This is a genomic window from Pseudomonas sp. B12(2026), from assembly GCF_057767015.1.
The window spans coordinates 3,839,581-3,858,113 of record NZ_CM173430.1 but is presented as its reverse complement, the minus strand read 5'-3'; the positions used below and the strand labels follow the sequence as shown (position 1 = coordinate 3,858,113).

General features: G+C 58.3%; 11 protein-coding genes. All 11 read left to right on the top strand.

Translation table 11 applies throughout. The annotated features are described in order from the left end of the window. Nucleotides 1-122: 122 nt before the first annotated feature. The 11 genes from AC3B6A_RS17780 (at nt 123) to AC3B6A_RS17730 (ending at nt 18,526) form a co-directional block, all read left to right on the top strand. The gene (locus AC3B6A_RS17780) at nt 123-995 is read left to right on the top strand and encodes a helix-turn-helix transcriptional regulator (protein ID WP_488398523.1); all 873 of its coding nucleotides are present in this window, start codon (nt 123-125) and stop codon (nt 993-995) included. A 172-nt stretch (nt 996-1,167) separates the two neighbouring features. Continuing rightward, a complete protein-coding gene (locus AC3B6A_RS17775; protein WP_488398522.1) occupies nt 1,168-1,815 on the top strand; it encodes a hypothetical protein in 648 nt (215 codons plus the stop codon). A gap of 38 nt (nt 1,816-1,853) precedes the next feature. After that, entirely contained in the window at nt 1,854-2,501 is a 648-nt protein-coding gene (locus AC3B6A_RS17770; RefSeq protein ID WP_488398521.1) for a peptidase M15, read from the top strand. A 522-nt stretch (nt 2,502-3,023) separates the two neighbouring features. After that, entirely contained in the window at nt 3,024-4,949 is a 1,926-nt protein-coding gene (locus tag AC3B6A_RS17765) for a class I SAM-dependent DNA methyltransferase (protein WP_488398520.1), read from the top strand. Beyond that, nucleotides 4,939-6,300, top strand: a complete 1,362-nt coding sequence (locus AC3B6A_RS17760) for a restriction endonuclease subunit S (RefSeq protein ID WP_488398519.1) — start codon at nt 4,939-4,941, stop codon at nt 6,298-6,300. The genes AC3B6A_RS17765 and AC3B6A_RS17760 overlap by 11 nt, the downstream gene beginning before the upstream one ends. A gap of 150 nt (nt 6,301-6,450) precedes the next feature. Beyond that, entirely contained in the window at nt 6,451-8,646 is a 2,196-nt protein-coding gene (gene zorA1, locus AC3B6A_RS17755; protein ID WP_488398518.1) for a type I Zorya anti-phage system protein ZorA1, read from the top strand. Nucleotides 8,647-8,660: 14 nt separating this feature from the next. Further along, nucleotides 8,661-9,398, top strand: coding sequence for a type I Zorya anti-phage system protein ZorB1 (gene zorB1, locus AC3B6A_RS17750; protein ID WP_488398517.1), 738 nt, complete (start codon nt 8,661-8,663; stop codon nt 9,396-9,398). Further along, nucleotides 9,399-11,036 (top strand): type I Zorya anti-phage system protein ZorC, encoded by a 1,638-nt coding sequence (gene zorC, locus AC3B6A_RS17745; RefSeq protein WP_488398516.1) that lies wholly within the window; start codon nt 9,399-9,401, stop codon nt 11,034-11,036. Further along, a complete protein-coding gene (gene zorD, locus AC3B6A_RS17740) occupies nt 11,036-14,287 on the top strand; it encodes a type I Zorya anti-phage system protein ZorD (protein ID WP_488398515.1) in 3,252 nt (1,083 codons plus the stop codon). The genes zorC and zorD overlap by 1 nt, the downstream gene beginning before the upstream one ends. 1,015 nt (nt 14,288-15,302) lie before the next feature. Then, nucleotides 15,303-17,210, top strand: a complete 1,908-nt coding sequence (locus tag AC3B6A_RS17735; protein WP_488403630.1) for a DUF8426 domain-containing protein — start codon at nt 15,303-15,305, stop codon at nt 17,208-17,210. Continuing rightward, nucleotides 17,207-18,526 carry an McrC family protein gene (locus AC3B6A_RS17730; RefSeq protein WP_488398514.1) on the top strand — a complete coding sequence of 440 codons (1,320 nt, stop codon included), beginning with the start codon at nt 17,207-17,209 and terminating at the stop codon, nt 18,524-18,526. The genes AC3B6A_RS17735 and AC3B6A_RS17730 overlap by 4 nt, the downstream gene beginning before the upstream one ends. Nucleotides 18,527-18,533 lie beyond the last annotated feature (7 nt).

Below are 18,533 nucleotides of genomic sequence, written 5' to 3'. Positions count from 1 at the left end.
GCCCCATTTGCGTCAGCTCGCTGCTGAATCTGTTGAATGACGGAATCAGGTTATGTAGCTTTGAGCGACGTATCTATGGTGTTTACCTGTACAGGTAAGGTTTTCGAACACGAGAGGGCTCAATGAAACGGAAGCAGTCGATCGAATCTGTCCGCTGGGATCTGGCGCTGCGTTATCGCCTGATCGAAACCGTGGCCTGGTGGGAAGGCCGGCTAACCACGGGGCATCTGATGCAGAGCTTCGGTATCAGTCGGCAGCAGGCATCGAAGGACATCAACACCTACATCACCGAGCATGCGCCTAAAAACCTGACATATGACAAACACCTGAAGGGCTATGTCCCCAGCCTGAAGTTCTCACCAAAGTTCATCGACAACAGTGCCAGCGCCTATCTGCACCTGTTGAGCCAGAACAAGGAGCGAGCACCACATATCGAGGGGCTGGCCCTGGCTTATGCGCATACCGAAGTGCTGAAGGTGCCGGATCGTTCCGTGCAGCCGCAGGTGTTGCGCCCCCTGGTAAGGGCCTGCCGTGAAGGGCTGCGTCTGGAATGCGAGTATGTCTCGCTAGCCAATCCAGTACCGGAGACACGACTCATTGCCCCACACACACTCATCTACACCGGCATGCGCTGGCATGTCCGAGCCTTCTGTGAGAAGAACCGGGACTACCGCGACTTTGTCCTCAGTCGCTTCCGCGGTGAACCGGATGTACTGGATGTCTCCGAGCACGGACGAGAAGAGGACACCGGCTGGTCCTCCGAAGTGACTGTGATCATTGAGCCCGACCCACGCCTGAAACCGGAGCAGAAGGCTATCGTCGCGCAGGACTACGGCATGCAGCAGGAGCAACTGCTAATCCCCAGTCGCGGAGCCCTGGTGCAATACGTGCTGCAGCGCTATCAGATTGACCCGAACAAGATCCAGGCTAAGGCCGCTGCACAGCAGATCGTGGTGGCGAACCTGGAAGAGCTTCGGCAATGGATCTACCAGTGACGGAACGAAGCAGTAGTGCGGAGCGGATTGTTGAGTAGTGCCTAGATAATCGGTCCGCCATTCCACTCCGCAGTAGCCAGGTTTATGCCTGGTGACGCTACAGCACGTCATCGCAGTTTCAGCGCTTGAGCAGGGCTGCTATCGTTGTGCCATTGCCACAAGGAGTCGTTGCATGCAGTACCAAGCCTTGAAGGAGCGTCATCGCCTGGAGCGAGACCAACAGCACCCCAATCTCAGCCTACGTATTCACCGCGCTCTCAGTTGGCTGAACCGCGCCGAACAGGCTGATGATGTCGATGGCCGTTTCATCTTCCTGTGGATTGCTTTTAACGCTGCCTATGCCACGGATATTGATGAGCAGCGTCGACTCTCCGAGCAGGAGACCTTCAAAGCCTTTCTGGAAAAGCTCTGTTCACTCGACGTTTCGCGCAGCATCGAGAGGCTTGTCTGGTCTGAGTTCTCCGGAAGCATTCGTGTATTGCTGGATAACCCCTTTGTGTTCCAGAGCTTTTGGGACCATCAGAACGGCAAGATCAGCGAGGCAGAGTGGAAAGAGCGTTTCAGCAACGGTAAGCGTGCCGCTCAGCAAGCGCTTGCCAGTCGCAACACGCCAGCGGTGTTGGGGGTGCTGTTTAACCGCATCTATACCCTGCGCAACCAACTCATCCATGGCGGCGCCACGTGGAACGGCAGCGTCAACCGTGATCAACTGCGTGATTGTTGCAGCCTGTTAGGCAAGCTGGTCCCTCTGATCATCCAACTGATGCTGGACAACCCGGATACTCTTTGGGGTGATGCCTGTTATCCGGTAGTGGGCTGATCGTTTTTCTCAGTGGATTTGCCGAGAGGAGTGACCAAATGAACCAGCCCACCACCGTCAAGGCTTTGGAAGATCTAGGACGGGTAAGACTGTCCACCCACTTCTTCATGCGTGACTTCCTCTACTCGGAAATCAGCCAGATAGAGGGTATTCCCAATATTCCAGACTTCCCGGATCGCGCCATCGAGGCGGGAAAACAGCTCTGTGAACAATTGCTGGAACCCTTGCAAGACCGTTTCGGCCGGATCGTTATTCGCTCGGCCTATCGCTCGCCAGCGGTGAATGCCAAGGGGGCCGAGAACAACAACCAGTACAGCTGCGCCGCCAACGAGAAGAACTACGCCTCGCACATCTGGGATTACCCTGATGCAGAAGGTTACCTAGGCGCCACGTCCTGCATCGTAGTGCCGGCATTGCTGCCTTGGTATTACCAGACCGATGACTGGACCCCGTTGGCATGGTGGATTCACGATAACCTGCCCTATGCCAGCCAGTTCTGGTTCCCCAAGCTCGCCGCTTTCAACCTGCGCTGGAGCGCCAATCCGGGCGCTTTGCCGAACATCAGCACCTACGTCAACAATCCGCACACGGGTGACAAGAAGGCGCTGGTGAAGAACGGGGTGGCAGCATTGGGGACCGAAGAGCGTAAGCGAATCGTTGTCCCCTGGCTGGCCAGTATCGGCTGAGCCTGTACCTAAACGTGACACGTGCTCGGGCCTAGGACCCGTACAACGGACCTTTCCGCCGCGCATAGCAAGTAACCTGCTCGAAAACTTGACCTGTATGAACGCCCATTATTGGTGTGTCCATTAGGGCGACATATCCTTCCAGTGTGCTCACTGGATGTGGGCGGGAATAGCGCCTGTGGGGCACGGATGCCCCTCTCAGGTGTGATTCGGCATCGGACGGAGGGCAGGGTAATGGAGCTCAGCGCACACGCCATTCAACGCTGCAGTCAGCGTGACATCCGGCAACAGCAGGTACAGTCGATCGTCGGCATGGCGAGCAGCACATCGCCTAAGTAGCCTGGCGCTGGCGTTTTGGCTTTACCGAGTGCGGGCAGCTGGATAAGGTGACCGCCTTTGCAAATAGGCTGCAGGTCTCCAGGGACGGCACTGCCCGCGCTGCTTGGCCGGCAAGCTCCCTGCGTCTCTCCAGCCCCAATTTTTTCAGATAGCCCCCGGATCGGGGCGTCAGGAGTGATGTACATGAGCGAGTTGGGGCAGGTCCTGCTGGCCGCCGTTCCCGCCGATGGTTCGAGCATTGGCAATCAGTCGCTGCTGGAGCGCCTGAAAGGTCAGTTCCCGCAGTTGACCGAGGAAGCCTACTTCGAAGCGCGTGACGCCTTGATTGCCCAAGGCACACTGCAAAAAGGCCGTGGCCGTGGCGGTTCCGTCATGCGTGCCGGGGCGCAGGCGCAAAGCCTGGCCGAGCAGGCGCTGAACAAGGCGCGGCAGCGTCAGGAATCGCTCGAACTGGAAAAGTCTGCCGAGCCGAAGGCCAAGCCCGCCCGCGCGGCAGCCAAGGTACAGGCGGCCACCGGCATCGAGGACATGAAGAAAACCCTCTGGGCCGCCGCCGACAAGCTGCGCGCCAACATGGACGCCGCCGAATACAAGCACATCGTCCTCGGGCTGATCTTCCTCAAGTACATCTCCGACAGCTTCGCCGGCCTGCGCGAGCAGCTCACGCGGCGCTTCCTCGACGAAAACGACGAGTACTACCTGGGCGATGACGACGCCGAGCTGCTCGCCGGCGAGTTGGAAGAGCGCGACTACTACAAGGCCGAGAACGTCTTCTGGGTGCCCGAGGCTGCGCGTTGGGAAGGTCTGCGGGCCGCCGCCAAGCAGGCGGACATCGGCAAGCGCATCGACGAGGCCCTGGCCGTCATCGAGGCGGAAAACCCGAGCCTGAAGAACATCCTCGACAAGCGCTACGCCCGCGCGCAGTTGCCGGACGGCAAGCTCGGCGAGCTGGTCGACTTGGTCGCCACCATCGGCTTCGGCGACGATGCCAGCAAGGCCCGCGACCTGCTCGGCCAGGTCTACGAATACTTCCTCGGCCAGTTCGCCAGCGCCGAAGGCAAGAAGGGCGGGCAGTTCTATACCCCGGCCAGCATCGTGAAAACCCTGGTGGCCGTGCTCAATCCGCACCATGGCAAGGTGTACGACCCCTGCTGCGGCAGCGGTGGCATGTTCGTGCAGTCGGAAAAGTTCATCGAAGCCCACGGCGGCAAGCTGGGCGACGTGTCCATCTACGGCCAGGAGTCCAACCCTACCACCTGGCGCCTGGCGGCGATGAACCTGGCCATTCGCGGCATCGACTTCAACCTCGGCAAGGAGCCGGCGGACACCTTCGTGCGCAACCAGCACCCGGACCTGCGCGCCGACTTCATTCTCGCCAACCCGCCGTTCAACATCAGCGACTGGTGGCACGGCAGCCTGGAGGGCGACCCGCGCTGGGTCTACGGCACCCCGCCGCAAGGCAACGCCAACTACGCCTGGCTGCAACACATGCTCTACCAGCTCAAGCCCAACGGCCGCGCCGGCATCGTGCTGGCCAACGGCTCTATGAGCTCCAGCCAGAACAGCGAAGGCGACATCCGCAAGGCCATGGTCGAGGCGGATGTGGTGGAGGTGATGGTCGCGCTGCCCAGCCAACTGTTCTTCAACACCCAGATTCCCGCTTGCCTTTGGTTCCTGGCCAAGGAAAAACGCCATGCGCTGAGCACTGGCGGCATCGACCGCAGCGGCCAAGTGCTCTTCATCGATGCCCGTAAGTTGGGCACCAACGTCAGCCGCGTGCAGATCGAACTGACTGACGCCAATATCGAACGCATTGCCAGCACTGTGGCGGCCTGGCGCGGTGAAGCCCTGGATGAAGGCGGGCAGGTCGGCGAGTACGCCGATATTCCTGGTTTCTGCCGTAGCGTGACCCTGGCGGAAATTGCCGAGCATGGTCATGTACTGACGCCGGGCCGCTATGTCGGCGCCGAGGAAGTGGAGGATGACGATGAAGCCTTTGCCGAGAAGATGCAGCGGCTGACTAAGCAATTGGGCGAGCAGATGCGAAAGGGCGCGGAACTCGACCAGTTGGTCCGGCAGAAGCTGGGAGGGCTTGGGTATGAGTTCTGAGGTGCTTGTCGGGCGTTTTTCTATCGGTGATTTGATAAAAGCAGGAGTCATTTCTGCGCATAAGGATGGGAACTTTGGTTCGCTATACCCAAGAATTGAAGATTTTGTAGACGACGGCATACCGTTATTGACTGCTAAGGTCGTCAACGCTGGGCGAATTGACTTCGATGCGGCACAGAAGCTCCGCCAAGAGAAAGCGAACAAATTGCCCTATGGATTTATTCAGGCTGGTGATGTTTTGCTTTCGCATAATGCTACTGTTGGCAGGGTTGCTATTGTTCCCGAGTTCAATGGTCAAGCAATGATCGGCACTTCGCTGACGTACTTCAGACTCGATAACTCAAGGTTACTTCCTCGATATTTGGCATGTTTTTTTGAGAGTCGCGACTTTCAGAATCAGCTAGCCGGTGTGATGGGGCTCTCGACGAGGAACCAAGTTCCCATCACAGCTCAGCGTCTTCTGGAAATTGAAGTACCTCCTCTGGATGTTCAGGGGCAGCTTTCCGAGTTCGTTGGCGCGATTGATGATCGTATCACCCTGCTCCGCGAGACCAATACCACCCTGGAGGCCATCGCTCAGGCGCTGTTCAAATCCTGGTTCGTCGATTTCGACCCCGTGCGCGTCAAGGCCGAAGGCCGCCAGCCGGAAGGCATGGACGCCGCCACTGCCGCTCTGTTCCCCGATAGCTTCGAAGAGTCTGAGTTGGGGTTGGTACCGAAAGGGTGGGCAGTGGGGTGTGCGGGTGATTTAGCCGCGCAGAAGAAAGGTTCAGTGAATCCACTGGCATCACCACAGACACTGTTTGAACACTACAGTCTTCCTGCATTTGATGAAGGGCAGTCTCCGGTGCTCGAACTCGGTCAGGAGATCAAAAGCAACAAGACCCCGTTGCCTGAGGAGTCAGTGCTGCTTTCTAAGCTGAATCCCCACATACCCAGAGTGTGGCTACCGGTCTTTCATGGGCCGAATGCTGTTTGCTCTACAGAGTTTTTGGCCTATTCGCCAAAACATGGTACAGGAAAAGAGCTGATTTACAGCTTGTTCTGCTCGGATGAGTTTCAGCAGCAGCTGTGCCAATTGGTAACGGGGACCTCTAACAGTCATCAGCGCGTAAAGCCAGATCAAGTATTGACGATTAAATTATCGATTCCAGATCAAGTTTTGCGCCAAGCGTTCGTTGATGCGACAAGACCTATCTTTGAGCAGGTCTACTTCAATCGACGACAGGCACAGACGCTCAAAGAGCTTCGCGACACTCTCTTACCCCGTTTGATCTCCGGCCAGCTGCGATTGCCGGAGGCTGAGGCTTTGGTTGCGGGTGACACGCGAGCGTGCGTTGGCGCTTATTGAAGGTTGCCGCAAGGCAGTGATCGAACAACTCTTCTCCAGCGATGAATGGCGCTGCCGACAAGCTGTTACAGCGCCACTCATCTGAACGACTTAATTCAACCGCACAGAGGGGCTCGTAGAAGCTCCCAGGGAACAAGCAGGGCTAGGGCTATGGACTTCACGAATTGGTTGGATTTGTTAGGGAAAGCAACGCACGAGCAATTGACTGCGCCCGCCTTCGTGGTGAGCTTGGTGACGTTGCTGTGCCTTTGGTACGGCGTGCGTTACTTCCTGTATTCGTTCGTTCTGAGCCGCCGCATCAAGCGGGTTTCGAAGGAGGTTCGCGCCGTCGGCGAGCTGCAACCGGCCAAGCGTCGCGGTGCACTGGAGCAGGTATTCCAGAAGCCTCCCCTGCGACATACGTGGCAGGAATACGCGGAAACGCTGCACGACCAATTTGAAGTGCGCGACGGCGAGCGGCAGCTGCTGCGCTCACGCGCAACGGCTGGCGCTGGACACTTCTTCACGTCTCAGACGGTGGTGGAAACACCGCTTGGCACCGAATTCTACAAGCACTTGCCGGGCATTCTGACCGGCATCGGGATTGTCGGTACCTTCTTCGGCTTGATGCTGGGTTTGCAGCATTTCAATCCGGGTACGCCGGAGCAGGTCAACGCCAGCGTCGATCAGTTGCTCAAGGACGTATTGTTTGCCTTCCTGGGTTCCTTCTTCTCGATCTTTGCCTCCATCGCTGTCACGCTCACCGAGAAGTGGCGTTTGGGGCGCTGCTACAAGCACCTGGAAAAACTGACCGAGGCCATCGACGGCCTGTTCGATAGCGGCGTTGGCGAGGAGTACCTAGCCGAGCTGGTGAAATCGAGCAATGAAAGCTCAATCCAGACCCGCCAACTCAAGGACAGCCTGGTCACCGACCTGCGCGAGATGCTGCAGAACCTGGTGGACACCCAGGTGCGCGAAAGCTTGAGGCTGGCCGACACCCTGTCCGCCAGTTACCGCGACTCTGGCCAGGTGTTGGCCGAACAGATTGGCGGTGCGATCGAAAACAGTCTGAAGGCGCCGTTGGAGCAAATCGCCGGGGCCGTGCAGTCGGCGAGCGGCGATCAGAGCAACCAGGTGCAGAGCCTTCTGCAGGATGTGCTGGTGGCCTTCATGAACAAGCTGGAGAGCACCTTCGGCCAGCAGTTCAATGGCCTGCACGAAATGATGGGGCAGTCGGTAGCTGCCATGCAGTCCATGCAACAGGGCTTTAATGCGCTGGTGGATGACATGCGTTCGGCTAGCGAGAGCTCGACGCAGAACAGCGCGAAGATGATCGCCCAGCTCCTGGCCGATATGCAGGCTGGGCAGAACAGCATGCAGGCCGGCATGAACGAGATGCTGGCCAATCTGCAGGCCTCCATTGCGCGAATCGGCAGTGAAGGCGAGGGGGCCGGCGAGCGCATGGCCCAGCAGTTGGAGAAGCTATTCGCCGAGAGCGAAGCGCGCCAGCAAGCCATGGCGGAAAACCTGCAGGCCTTTATCGAGACGATGAAGCAGAACATCGGCCAGGGTCAGCAGGAAACCATGGCCAAGATCGCCGGCTCGGTAGACGTGCTGGGCGAGCAACTGGGCGCCATGTTCAAGCAGATGGAACAAGGCCGCGCGCAGATGGACCAGGCCACCAAGGTCGCCCAGGTCGAGCTGCACCGTGGTACCCGCGAGATGGTTGGTGGCCTTGAGAGGCAGGTCAATGACTTGCTGGATGCAGTGGCCGAGCAGAACGGCTCCATGCAGGACACCGTCAAGCTGCTCAGTGCTCAAACCGAACAGCATTTGCAGAGCATGCAGGCCGGCGCGGAGAAGATGCGTGTCGCGGCGGAGCGCTTCGAAACGGCGGGGCAGAGTGTCACGAAGGCCAGCGAGGCCACCACAGGCATGCTGGGTGCTATCCAGGGCTCTGGAACCGAGCTGGTGAGCGCTTCACGCGAACTCGGCAGCATCGTGGCTGACTACCGCAACAACCGCGATGCCCTAGCTCAAACCCTGAGCGTGATTCAAGGCGTGGTTGCCAGCGCGCAAAGCGAGGCCGCCGGACGCACCCAGTACCTGCTGGATATGAAGCAGCAGAGCGAACGGCTGCAAGCGCTGAACCGTGAGGTTCATGACTACCTCGAGCAGATCAGCGACGTGCTGGGCAAGGGCTTCGGGGAGTTCACCGAAGGCGTTGACCGTAGCCTGCGCCAGACCCTGGGCAGCCTGGATGCCGAACTGCACAAGGCCATGACCAGCCTGGCCGGTGGCGTCGAGGGTGTGAAGGAAAGCCTGGACGACTTCAGCGACATCATGGATCGCATCCAGCGCAAATAAGCGGGGGCTAGGCAATGTTTGGCAAATCAGCCGCCCCGGCTCGGGCGCGGGACGAAGGCGAGAAGCCCTTCTGGATCTCCTTCGCCGACCTGATGACGGCGATGATGATCCTATTTCTGGTGGTAATGGTGGCTTCGCTAAGCTCGGTGACGCAGCGCATCCAGCAGGTCGAGCAGGGCGAGAAGCAGCGGGGCAAGGACATCGCGATGCTCTGCCAGGATCTCAAGCTCAAGGCGGGGAACCTGAATAACACCATCGTCGTGGACTGCCACGATAACCGCATCAGCTTTGGCGAAGCGGGCCGCTTCGGGCACAACCAGTACTTGCTCAACGCCCAGGGACAAAAGGCCCTGCAGGATGTCGTGCCGCTGATTTTGGACGCGGCCGATAGCGAAGAGGGCCGCAAGTGGCTCAAGCAGGTGGTAATCGAGGGCTTCACCGATACCGACGGCTCCTATCTGTACAACCTGCACCTGTCCCTGCAGCGCTCCGAGTGGGTGATGTGCAGCCTGCTCGATAGCCGTAGCCCCGTACAGCAAGGCCTTTCGGCGGCGCGGCAGCAACAGATTCGCTCGATGTTCCTGGCCGGCGGCGTGTCGTTCAACAGTGCCCAAGAAACTAAAGAAGCGAGTCGGCGTGTTGAATTGCGCATGCAATTCTTCGGGCTGAAAGACAAGGAGCATCAGGGGGAAGAAGAACAGCCCGTCTTCACGACCACGGCACTGGAGAAGTGCCAGCTGGAGATGCGCTAGATGAGCCGGGCGTTGTCGTCTCTTACCGACGCCATTGCGCGTGGCTTACTGCGCCAGCAGGAGCGTACGGCGGATACTGGGCTGAGTGGATTTGTCGCTTTGCAGCGCGCAGGGGCGGACTTAGCTCAGCGTTTCGATCAGGTGGAAAAGGCCCTGGCCCCGCCCCGCGAGAAGCGTTTGTTGGCGTTGAACAAGTTCAAGCACGAGCAGCCGCTCACTTCCTCGGAATGGCGGCTGGTGTTTGCCGGCTTGGCTGATGACGACGAAACGACACTGCCGGTGCTGGAGGATGACAAGCTGTTTGGGCGAGTCCACCGCGAGGTGTCCGAGCGTATTGAGCAGGAGAGGCTGAGCCGTCGAGACTGGCTGGCGCTCTGCTTCAGCTATTTCGCATACGACGGTGACAAGCCTGCCGAGAACGACAACTGGCGGACCCTGCGCGGTGATATCGATCGGGGCTTTGATGCGGTCAAACGGCGCATCGGTCGTGAGAAAGAATGGATGCGGATTGTCCAGCAGCACCGCGACCTGTTCGGCGATCAGGCGGGAAAACAGCTCGCGGAGGAAATCTTTGCGGGGCGCGCCAAAGACTTGTCCGCACTGCAGGCCATCGCGCAGGTGCCGGATAGCAGTTGGTTGTGGCAGCGCATCTTTGCGGTGTTGCTGTCCCGCATCTTTGAGCTGGATGACGACACTTTCGTGCAGCGCCTGCCCGAGCTAGTCGAGTTGGGGCAGCTGAATACGCGGTACATGAACCCGGTGCTCAGCGCCTGCCTCACCCGCTATTACCGATCGCGCTTTCGTGAACAGTCCTCCTCTCTGCTCAAGCAAGCCGCGCTGGAGCACTGGGGAAGCCCACAGATGCGCTCTAAGCAAAACGCCTGGTTGCAGTACGTGGAGCAGCCGGTCTGCGCGATGGTGGTGGCCTGGTTCGCCAAGGAGGACTTGGAGCACTTCTTCACGTTGCTCAAGGGCGAGGCGGAGGTCGATCAATCGCGCTTGTTCTATTGGCTGCGCTTCGCCAACCAGATGAGCTACACGCGGATCGTGATGGGCAACGATGCCTGGAATGATCAAAGCAGTGACTTCGTGGCCTTCCGCGAGAAGAACAAAGGGCGATTAAGTCAGTTGGCAGGCGGCTCTATCCGAAACAACGCGGTAGTGATGCAGATCGGCAACTACTTCTTCGTCGAGTTTTCGGAGACGGGGAACGCCTGCTACGTCTATCGCGCTGATTCGGCTCCGTTCGATCCAGACAAGCGAGTTTTGGGGCTGGCCTCCGAGTTGAAACAAGCTGCTCGGGCGCTGAGACGTATGAATCACTCGCCGGCACCGAGACGCCCCAACCTCGTCGAGGGGTGGCTGGAAAAATTCGATAGCGAGCTTCGGGATCTGGGCATCGCTCCTCAGTCATCCAGTGCCCACAACGAGCCCCGGAAGACGGGGGGCCAAGCTTCCATCGAGGCTCAGTTGGCCGCCCAGTTGCAGCATATTGACTACCGGCTTATGGACAACCGTGGCAAAGGTGGAGCCTTGATGGTCAAGCTTGCGCGTGACGATGCGCGGGCCAGGGTTGCGCTAGCGCGGTTGGGGTTTAAAGAGATGAACAAGAACCCGCTGACATTCTGGAGAAGCTGATGCTGGGGCGATTCTTTTCAAGGACTGAGCGGAACGCTCAAAAGTCGAACGAAGCCTTTAAGCCACAGATAGATGAGCAGGGGCTCTGTTATCCGCTGAGCCTGGCTCAGAGCGAGGTGCATTGGCCGTTGGCGGCTTATCTCGATCAGTTGTTCGAGGAGGATTTCGCCTCCCAGCTGAGTGATCGCTGGCTGTTGCCATGGGACGCGCTTTACCAGTTGCTTGACGACCCCGAGCACCAAACCAGTCTGCCGCTGCTGGGCATTCCGCCTGAGGCCAACTTTCAGCCGCTGCTAGCTAGCAGCGGTAGCCTCGCCGAAGCAGGCTTCAAGGTGTTTATCCAGGGGTGGCGAGATCCCAAGACCGGCGCTGTCGTGAATATTGATCGCGTCGGGCCTGTCGTTCGCCAGGGCGAGCGGGCCGAGTTATTGCCTCATGCGGTGTGGTCACTGTTGCAAGCTGTGCGGCGTTTGAGTGCGGCGCAACAGGGAGCGCCCGGAGAGGCCACCAATCAGGTTGGCTGGGCGAATATCCGCAAGTTAGCCAAGAAGGCCAACGCAGGGATGGATGGCTTCCTCGACAAAACTGTGGTGATCAAGCCTGAGCGGCTGCAGCTGAGGCCCAGAAAAAGTGTGGTGGGTGGCGTTCCGGTCATCGAGCTGGAAGCGTCCTTCGACGGGCAGCCAGCCAACTGGATGGCGAGCTTCGATGGCTACAAGCAAGTACAGGATACGTACCGCGTAACAGGCGACGATGGATCAGTCACCCATGTGCTGATCGAGCCCGAGGTGAAGGCGGTACTGGCGTCAGTGAGGGATCTACCCGGCCGGCGAGTGGCGGGTGATGAGGCCTTGTCGTTGATTCGAAACCCGTACAGCGTCATTGGCGATGCGGCTCAGACAGTGGTTGATCCCGATGACTACGAGGCCGGTCTCGCCGAGGCCGGTATTCACTTCCATCGCTTTAGTATTGAGCCGGCACTGAGTGCGGATGGACGGCATATCGAGTCTGTCAGCCTTTATCTGGAACCGATCACGGCTACGCCGGAGCCCGAGGCGGCTTTCCGCTTTACGGCTGCGCGCGAGCTAGCGTCTTTTGTGCGTGAGTTGCAGGTCAAGCTGGCGGCGGGGTTACCCGCCGGGCTTTGGCAGGGCTATGAGCTTGAGTTGAGCGACTTCGACTTAGCTCAACTAGCAGGGATTAGCGGGTTGCTCAGCGACTGGCAGCGGCAGGAGGCCGGTCAGACCTTCGATGCGGTGCTGGACCTGGCTTCATACGGAGATCGCGTTATCGGTATCGGTGAAGCGGAGCGCATTACCTCGCCGTTTTTGGTCAAGGAATCCACAGAGAACTGGCTGCCAAGCGACGTCAAGGAGTTGGGTATTGATGGCGAGCTGCTGAATAGTTGGGATCCTGCTAATCGCGAGCATTTCGACGAGTTCGAGCATTGCCTTGATCTGGCCCGTGCAGCTGGCGATGAACAAGTCCATTTGCCGGGGAGTGAGATTTCCTTACCCCTGAATGTGGCTGAGCAGCTGTACGACGCCTGGGCCAAAAAGCTCAATCCGGGCGAGTCGAGCACTGTTGGTGGGGAGAAAGCAGCCAAGGTTCCCCGGGCCGTACTGCAGATTGAGCACAACATCGAAGACGCCGCTTACGCACAGACTCGCGAGGCAGCGTTGATGGCTGCACATCATGCCAATGCGGATATTCCGGAATTGCTACGACCTGAAGTCCAGCTGCGAGATCATCAGTTGAAGGGCATTGGTTGGATGCAGCACCTGTTCAAATTGGCGCCGGATCGAGTAGCTGGTTGTTTGTTGGCCGATGACATGGGGCTGGGGAAGACCATTCAGTTGCTGACGTTCGTGACCTGGTATCTGGAGCAGCAACCCGAAGGTGAGCCCGTCCTGATCGTGGCGCCGGTATCGCTGCTGGATAACTGGGAGCGTGAGCTGCAGCGGTTCTTCTTCGCGGATGCGCTGCCGGTGCTCAAGCTTTATGGCGGTGCGCTGAGTGCGGTGAAGTTCAGGAAGGAAGAGATTCCGAACGAACTTCAGGCCAAAGGCATCAAGAACCTGTTGCGCCCCGGATGGATGGGGGAGGCGAGGATTGTCCTGACCACCTATGAGACGCTTAGGGACCAGGAGTTTTCTCTTGCTCGTCAGCAGTGGGCGATTGTGATCTGCGACGAGGCGCAGAAGATCAAGAACCCAGCGGCACTCATTACCCAGGCGGCGAAAGCCATTCCAGCGCGCTTCCGGGTGGCCTGTACTGGCACGCCAGTCGAGAACACTTTGATCGACCTGTGGTGTCTGTTCGACTTCATCCAGCCCGGGTTTCTTGGCGGGCTGAACCAGTTCGGCCGAGAATATCAGCGGCCAATCGAGGCCGGTGCTGAGCGAGATACCGTGGCGCTCGAACGGCTGCGAGGCTTGATCGAGCCGCAAACCCTGCGCCGTACCAAGCAGGACGTGGCGAAGGATCTTCCCGCCAAGATCGAAGACCAGGCCAGCCGCTCGCTGCAGATGCACACCTTGCAGCGCAATCTTTATCTGTCTGAGGTCGCTCAGTACAGCCAGAAGCAGCAGATGCAGGAGCAATTGGAGCAACGCGAAAGCGGCATGCTCGGCCTGCTGCATCGCCTTAAGCTGGTGTGCGCGCACCCGTTCAGCGTGCAGCCTGATCCGCGCTTGCGGGAGTATTCGCCCAAGCTGCGATGGCTGTTGAGTCAGTTGGAGCGCATCAAGCGTTCGGGCAGTGGCGACAAGGTCATCCTGTTTACCGAGCTGCGGGATATTCAGCGCGAGCTGCAACACGCTATTCAGCAGCACTTTGGCTTCAAGCCGACCGTGATCAACGGCGATACCAGCACCAGCAGCCAAAGTGCACAAAGTCGCCAGCGCTTGATCGATCGCTTCCAGGAGGAGCCTGGCTTCTCGGTGATCATTCTCTCGACCGTGGCGGTTGGCTTCGGGGTGAACGTGCAAGCTGCGAACCACGTGATCCATTTCACTCGCTGCTGGAATCCCGCCAAAGAAGACCAGGCCACAGACCGTGCCTACCGCATTGGTCAGGAGAAGGACGTCTACGTCTATTACCCGACCATCCGCGACCCCAGCATGCCGACATTCGAAGCCACGCTGGATGAGCTTCTGCAGAAGCGGCGTGCCTTGGCGCGGGACATGTTGCATGGCGCTTCGGAAATCAAGGCAGCGGAGTTTGGTGATGTTTTGAGAGCGCAAGGATGACTAACAACTATTTCACGGACTGCTGCCGTTCTTACGCGGGAACCATGGCGCAGCTTTTGGAGGTGTGCCTATGAGCTTGGCAGCTCAAGAAGCAGCGGATCAGCAGTGGAGCGACTTTCTTCTGCACTGGCCGTTGGAATCCCTTTCCGAACTGACCTTGGAGCGGTACACCCAGGCCGGTGATAGCAATACGTTTACTTACTGGTTGGAGGTGGCGACTGAGGAGCTGGGCTCTATTTGGGGGGGCTCGGCCTTTAAGTTCGGCATCTACTCGCGGAAAGACAAGAGTCCCAAGGCAGGAGATCAGCACACGCAGTACTCGACTGACTATGCCTGGGTCAGCAAGTACGGTGACTCGGCAGAGTCGGCATTCGCCCGGGTAAAAAGCATCATTCTGGATATTGCTCAGGCATCCCGACGTGGTGATTTGGCGGCGATTGACGCGGCCGATCTTGGCACTGTTACCAAGTGGAAGTTGGCCTTTTTGTACCAGGATCGCGAAAAGCCGACGGTACTGCCTGTGTATCTAGAGGACTCATTGCGCTTGGCCAGTGGCATGGCTAAACCGGCTACGCCAGGGCAGATGCATGCGGCTTTGATGGCTGAACGAGCCGATAGTCCTCTGATGGATTATGGCCGGCAGGTGTGGCAGCAAGCATCGCATTTGGCGGCCCAGAGATGGTCTGGCCAGCGCCTGAAAGAGTTGTTGGAGGTCTCAGAAGACGTTACGTCAGTGAAGCCTGCGACGGTAAAAATGGCCGGCTTCCAAACTCATGATGGGCGACAGTTGGCGCTCGAACCTGGCCGAAAGCCGGCGCTGTTCCTGGAGCCCGGCGATTGGATGGCTAAGGCCAAGTCTTTTTTGCCCGACTGGGAGACCTACCCGGCCGAGCGCACCCGACACAGTGGTCTAGAGGCTAATGCTCCTCGCTTGTGGCTCGGTTCCCCGGCCATTTTGGTGAGCTTGCCCAGCGAGGAGGCTTTTCAGGCTCTTCTGGGCTTGTACCTAGATGACATGTCAGTTGGGCAAGCAACCGAGATCAAAATTGGATCAAACCTCATGAGCAGCGCACCTCTTAATCAAATTCTCTTTGGCCCACCAGGTACCGGCAAAACCTACGCCACTGTCGAGGCCGCGTTGGAGGTTTTGGATCAGACCTATCTGGTTGCCAATCGCCAGGACCGTGTACTGCTTAAGACTCGCTTCGATCAGTTGGCAGAGGAAGGACGCATTCGCTTCGTAACCTTCCACCAGAGCTTTAGCTATGAAGACTTTGTTGAAGGCTTACGCGCTGAGAGCGATGAGACTAACGGACAGCTGCGTTATGAAGTGGTCGACGGCGTATTCAAGAGCTTGTGCGAAGTAGCTTCCGCTAAGGTGATGCAGCAAGCGGAGGCTCCGCTAGATCTAGGGAAGCGCCGCGTCTGGAAAATGTCACTCGGAAACACGTTGGGCAGCGATGCTGGCATTTACGACGAGTGCTTGCAGGGCGGCTATGTGCTGCTGGGGTATGGTGGCGGCGTCGACTTCAGCGGGTGCAAAAGTCGAGGCGAAGTCCGGCAGCGCTTTGCTGATGCCGGTGTATCGCTTGATGGCTCTAATGATTACAGCCTGACCAGCGTTTCGGCATTCGTCACCAAGATGAAACCGGGCGACTTGGTTGTGGTGAGTGATGGCAATTTTAAATTCCGCGCCATTGGCGAAATTTCTGGGGACTACGCCTTCAAGCCGCATGCTGAGTATGAGGATGGCTACGCCCAGATGCGCTCGGTGAAGTGGCTGCGCCAATACAGCCCCTCTCTGCCGCATGGTGAGCTGCTCAATGCCCAGTTCAGCCAGATGACGTTGTATGAGCTGCGTAACCCAACGTTGAATCGCGAGAAGCTGCAGGCATTGTTGGGCTCTCAGGTAGCCGCTAACGCCGGCCATATTTTCTCGGTGGGTCAGGTTTTCGGCAGGGACTATCAAGTTGTGCAGGTGACCACCGACCTGCTTGAGCTAAAAAAGCCAAATGGCAATTCACTACCTTTTTCGATCAGCATGTTGAGCGAGCTAGCTGAGGCAGTGCGCACAGGAAAGATCACGCTGCAAGATATTCGCGAGAAAACCGCCGTCGAGAAGCTTCCGGGATCGACGTTGGAGCCTTACTTGGTCAATGGCTACAACAACATCCTGTCCCCTTTGGTTGAACACATACTCACTGCTGGAGGGACGGCCGGCGGAGCTGATGGCAATTCGGACGCACGGGTCTTGATCATTGACGAGATCAATCGAGGCAATGTTTCTCGTATCTTCGGTGAGCTGATCACCCTGATAGAGCACTCCAAGCGTGCGGGGGCTGAAGAGGCTCTTTCGGTGGTGCTGCCTTATTCCAAGCAGCGTTTCACTGTTCCGCAGAATGTCTACCTGATCGGCACCATGAACACTGCTGACCGCTCTCTGGCTGGGCTGGATATCGCACTGCGCCGTCGTTTTGAGTTTCGCGAAATGCCGCCTAGGCCTGAGCTGCTGGATGATGTGGACATTGGTGGTCTGAATATCGGCCAACTGCTGCGGACTATGAACCAGCGCATCGAGGTGCTGCTGGACCGGGATCACTGCCTGGGTCACGCCTATTTCATACCACTCAAGACCGAGCCCACACTGGAACGGTTGGAGGCTATTTTCCGCAACCAGATTCTGCCGTTGTTGCAGGAGTATTTCTTCGAAGATTGGGAGCGGATTGGCTGGGTACTGAATGATCAGCAGGCGAGCACTCGGAACACCGAGCGCTTTGTAAGACGCCCCCAGAGTGAGCACAGACTTGCCGAGCTGTTTGGTGGCGAGGTGGCGGAGAAGCTCAGTGATCAACGCTGGGAGTTGAACGGCAATGCCTTTGGCTCGCTGGACAGCTATCTCACGATTCTGGGCGGAGCCCTGTGACGGTCAAACTGATCACCATCCGCGAATACGCTCGCCTCACAACCGAGGCGGTGACACCTTCGCTGGATGAGGCTCAAATTTCGAACAGCGCCTTTGACTGGCTCTGCGAGCTAAGCGCTCGTTTTAATCGGGGCGGTGCCACGCTTCTGCAAGTAGAGGGGCGCCGCTCGCTGAAATGGGATAGCTACGTGGGCGTTATAGAAACGCCTTGCGGTACGCGACTGGAAGTTCTGCCCAAACACCACCAGCAGGATGATTGCAGGCGGAAAAGCAGAGCGCTGTTGCGCAAGCTCATTCAGAGCGCCTTGTCGTTGAAGCCTCGCGAGACATCGGCAACTAGCCTCGAACTGTTCGATGCGCCCCTAAGCGAGTGGGTGATGGCGCAGTTTCTCAATGAGCTGGACCTGTTGGTTAAGCGTGGGGTGCGCTTCGATTACAAGCGTGTCGAAGAGGGGCAGCGCTTCCTGCGGGGGCAGCTCAATATGGTTGCGCAGATGCGCCAACCACCGGGGAGGCAGCATCACTTTCAGATTCGCCATGATGTGTTCCTACCCGATCGTGCCGAGAACCGTCTGCTTAAGCTGGCACTGGAGTTGGTCGCCAAGACTACGCAAGATGCTGCCAACTGGCGCCTGGGCAACGAGCTACGAGCGATATTGGCGGAGGTACCGGCCAGTCACCAGGTGAGCCTGGATCTGCGTGCCTGGGGCCGCGACCGATTGATGGCGCACTATCAGGCCATCAAACCTTGGTGCGAGTTGATCCTCAATCAGCAGATGCCCGTTGCTGTGGCCGGCCAATGGCATGGCATGAGCCTGCTCTTCCCGATGGAGAAGCTGTTTGAGCGCTTTGTGGAGCGCTGGCTGAGGCTGCAATTGATCGCAGGTGCTCGACTCACTGCCCAGGCTGCTCGTCATAGTCTTTGCGCTCACGACCAGGGTGCGATGTTCCGTTTGGAGCCTGACCTCCTGCTGGAGTGTGGACAGAAGGCCTGGGTGCTAGATACCAAGTGGAAAAAGCTGGATGGCGGTGACCGGCAGAACAAATACGGGCTCAGCCAGGCGGATTTCTATCAGCTCTTTGCCTATGGGCAGAAATACCTTGGCGGGCGGGGAGAGATGGCGCTGATCTACCCGCGATGGGCAGGGTTCGAGCGGCATCTGGCGCCGTTCGAATTCAGTCCGGAGTTGAAGCTTTGGGTGCTGCCCTTTGATCTGGACGAGGAAGCCTTGGTGGGGCTGGATCAAGTTGATTTTGCTCGCTGCATACGCCAGCCGGGATATGCCTTGAGCTTGCCAGCATTAGAGAAGAATTGAGGTTTGG

Coding starts and splice junctions, on each gene's coding strand:
- AC3B6A_RS17780 (WP_488398523.1), top strand. CDS start 123: ATGAAACGGAAGCAGTCGATCGAATCTGTCCGCTGGGATCTGGCGCTG.
- AC3B6A_RS17775 (WP_488398522.1), top strand. CDS start 1,168: ATGCAGTACCAAGCCTTGAAGGAGCGTCATCGCCTGGAGCGAGACCAA.
- AC3B6A_RS17770 (WP_488398521.1), top strand. CDS start 1,854: ATGAACCAGCCCACCACCGTCAAGGCTTTGGAAGATCTAGGACGGGTA.
- AC3B6A_RS17765 (WP_488398520.1), top strand. CDS start 3,024: ATGAGCGAGTTGGGGCAGGTCCTGCTGGCCGCCGTTCCCGCCGATGGT.
- AC3B6A_RS17760 (WP_488398519.1), top strand. CDS start 4,939: ATGAGTTCTGAGGTGCTTGTCGGGCGTTTTTCTATCGGTGATTTGATA.
- zorA1 (WP_488398518.1), top strand. CDS start 6,451: ATGGACTTCACGAATTGGTTGGATTTGTTAGGGAAAGCAACGCACGAG.
- zorB1 (WP_488398517.1), top strand. CDS start 8,661: ATGTTTGGCAAATCAGCCGCCCCGGCTCGGGCGCGGGACGAAGGCGAG.
- zorC (WP_488398516.1), top strand. CDS start 9,399: ATGAGCCGGGCGTTGTCGTCTCTTACCGACGCCATTGCGCGTGGCTTA.
- zorD (WP_488398515.1), top strand. CDS start 11,036: ATGCTGGGGCGATTCTTTTCAAGGACTGAGCGGAACGCTCAAAAGTCG.
- AC3B6A_RS17735 (WP_488403630.1), top strand. CDS start 15,303: ATGTCAGTTGGGCAAGCAACCGAGATCAAAATTGGATCAAACCTCATG.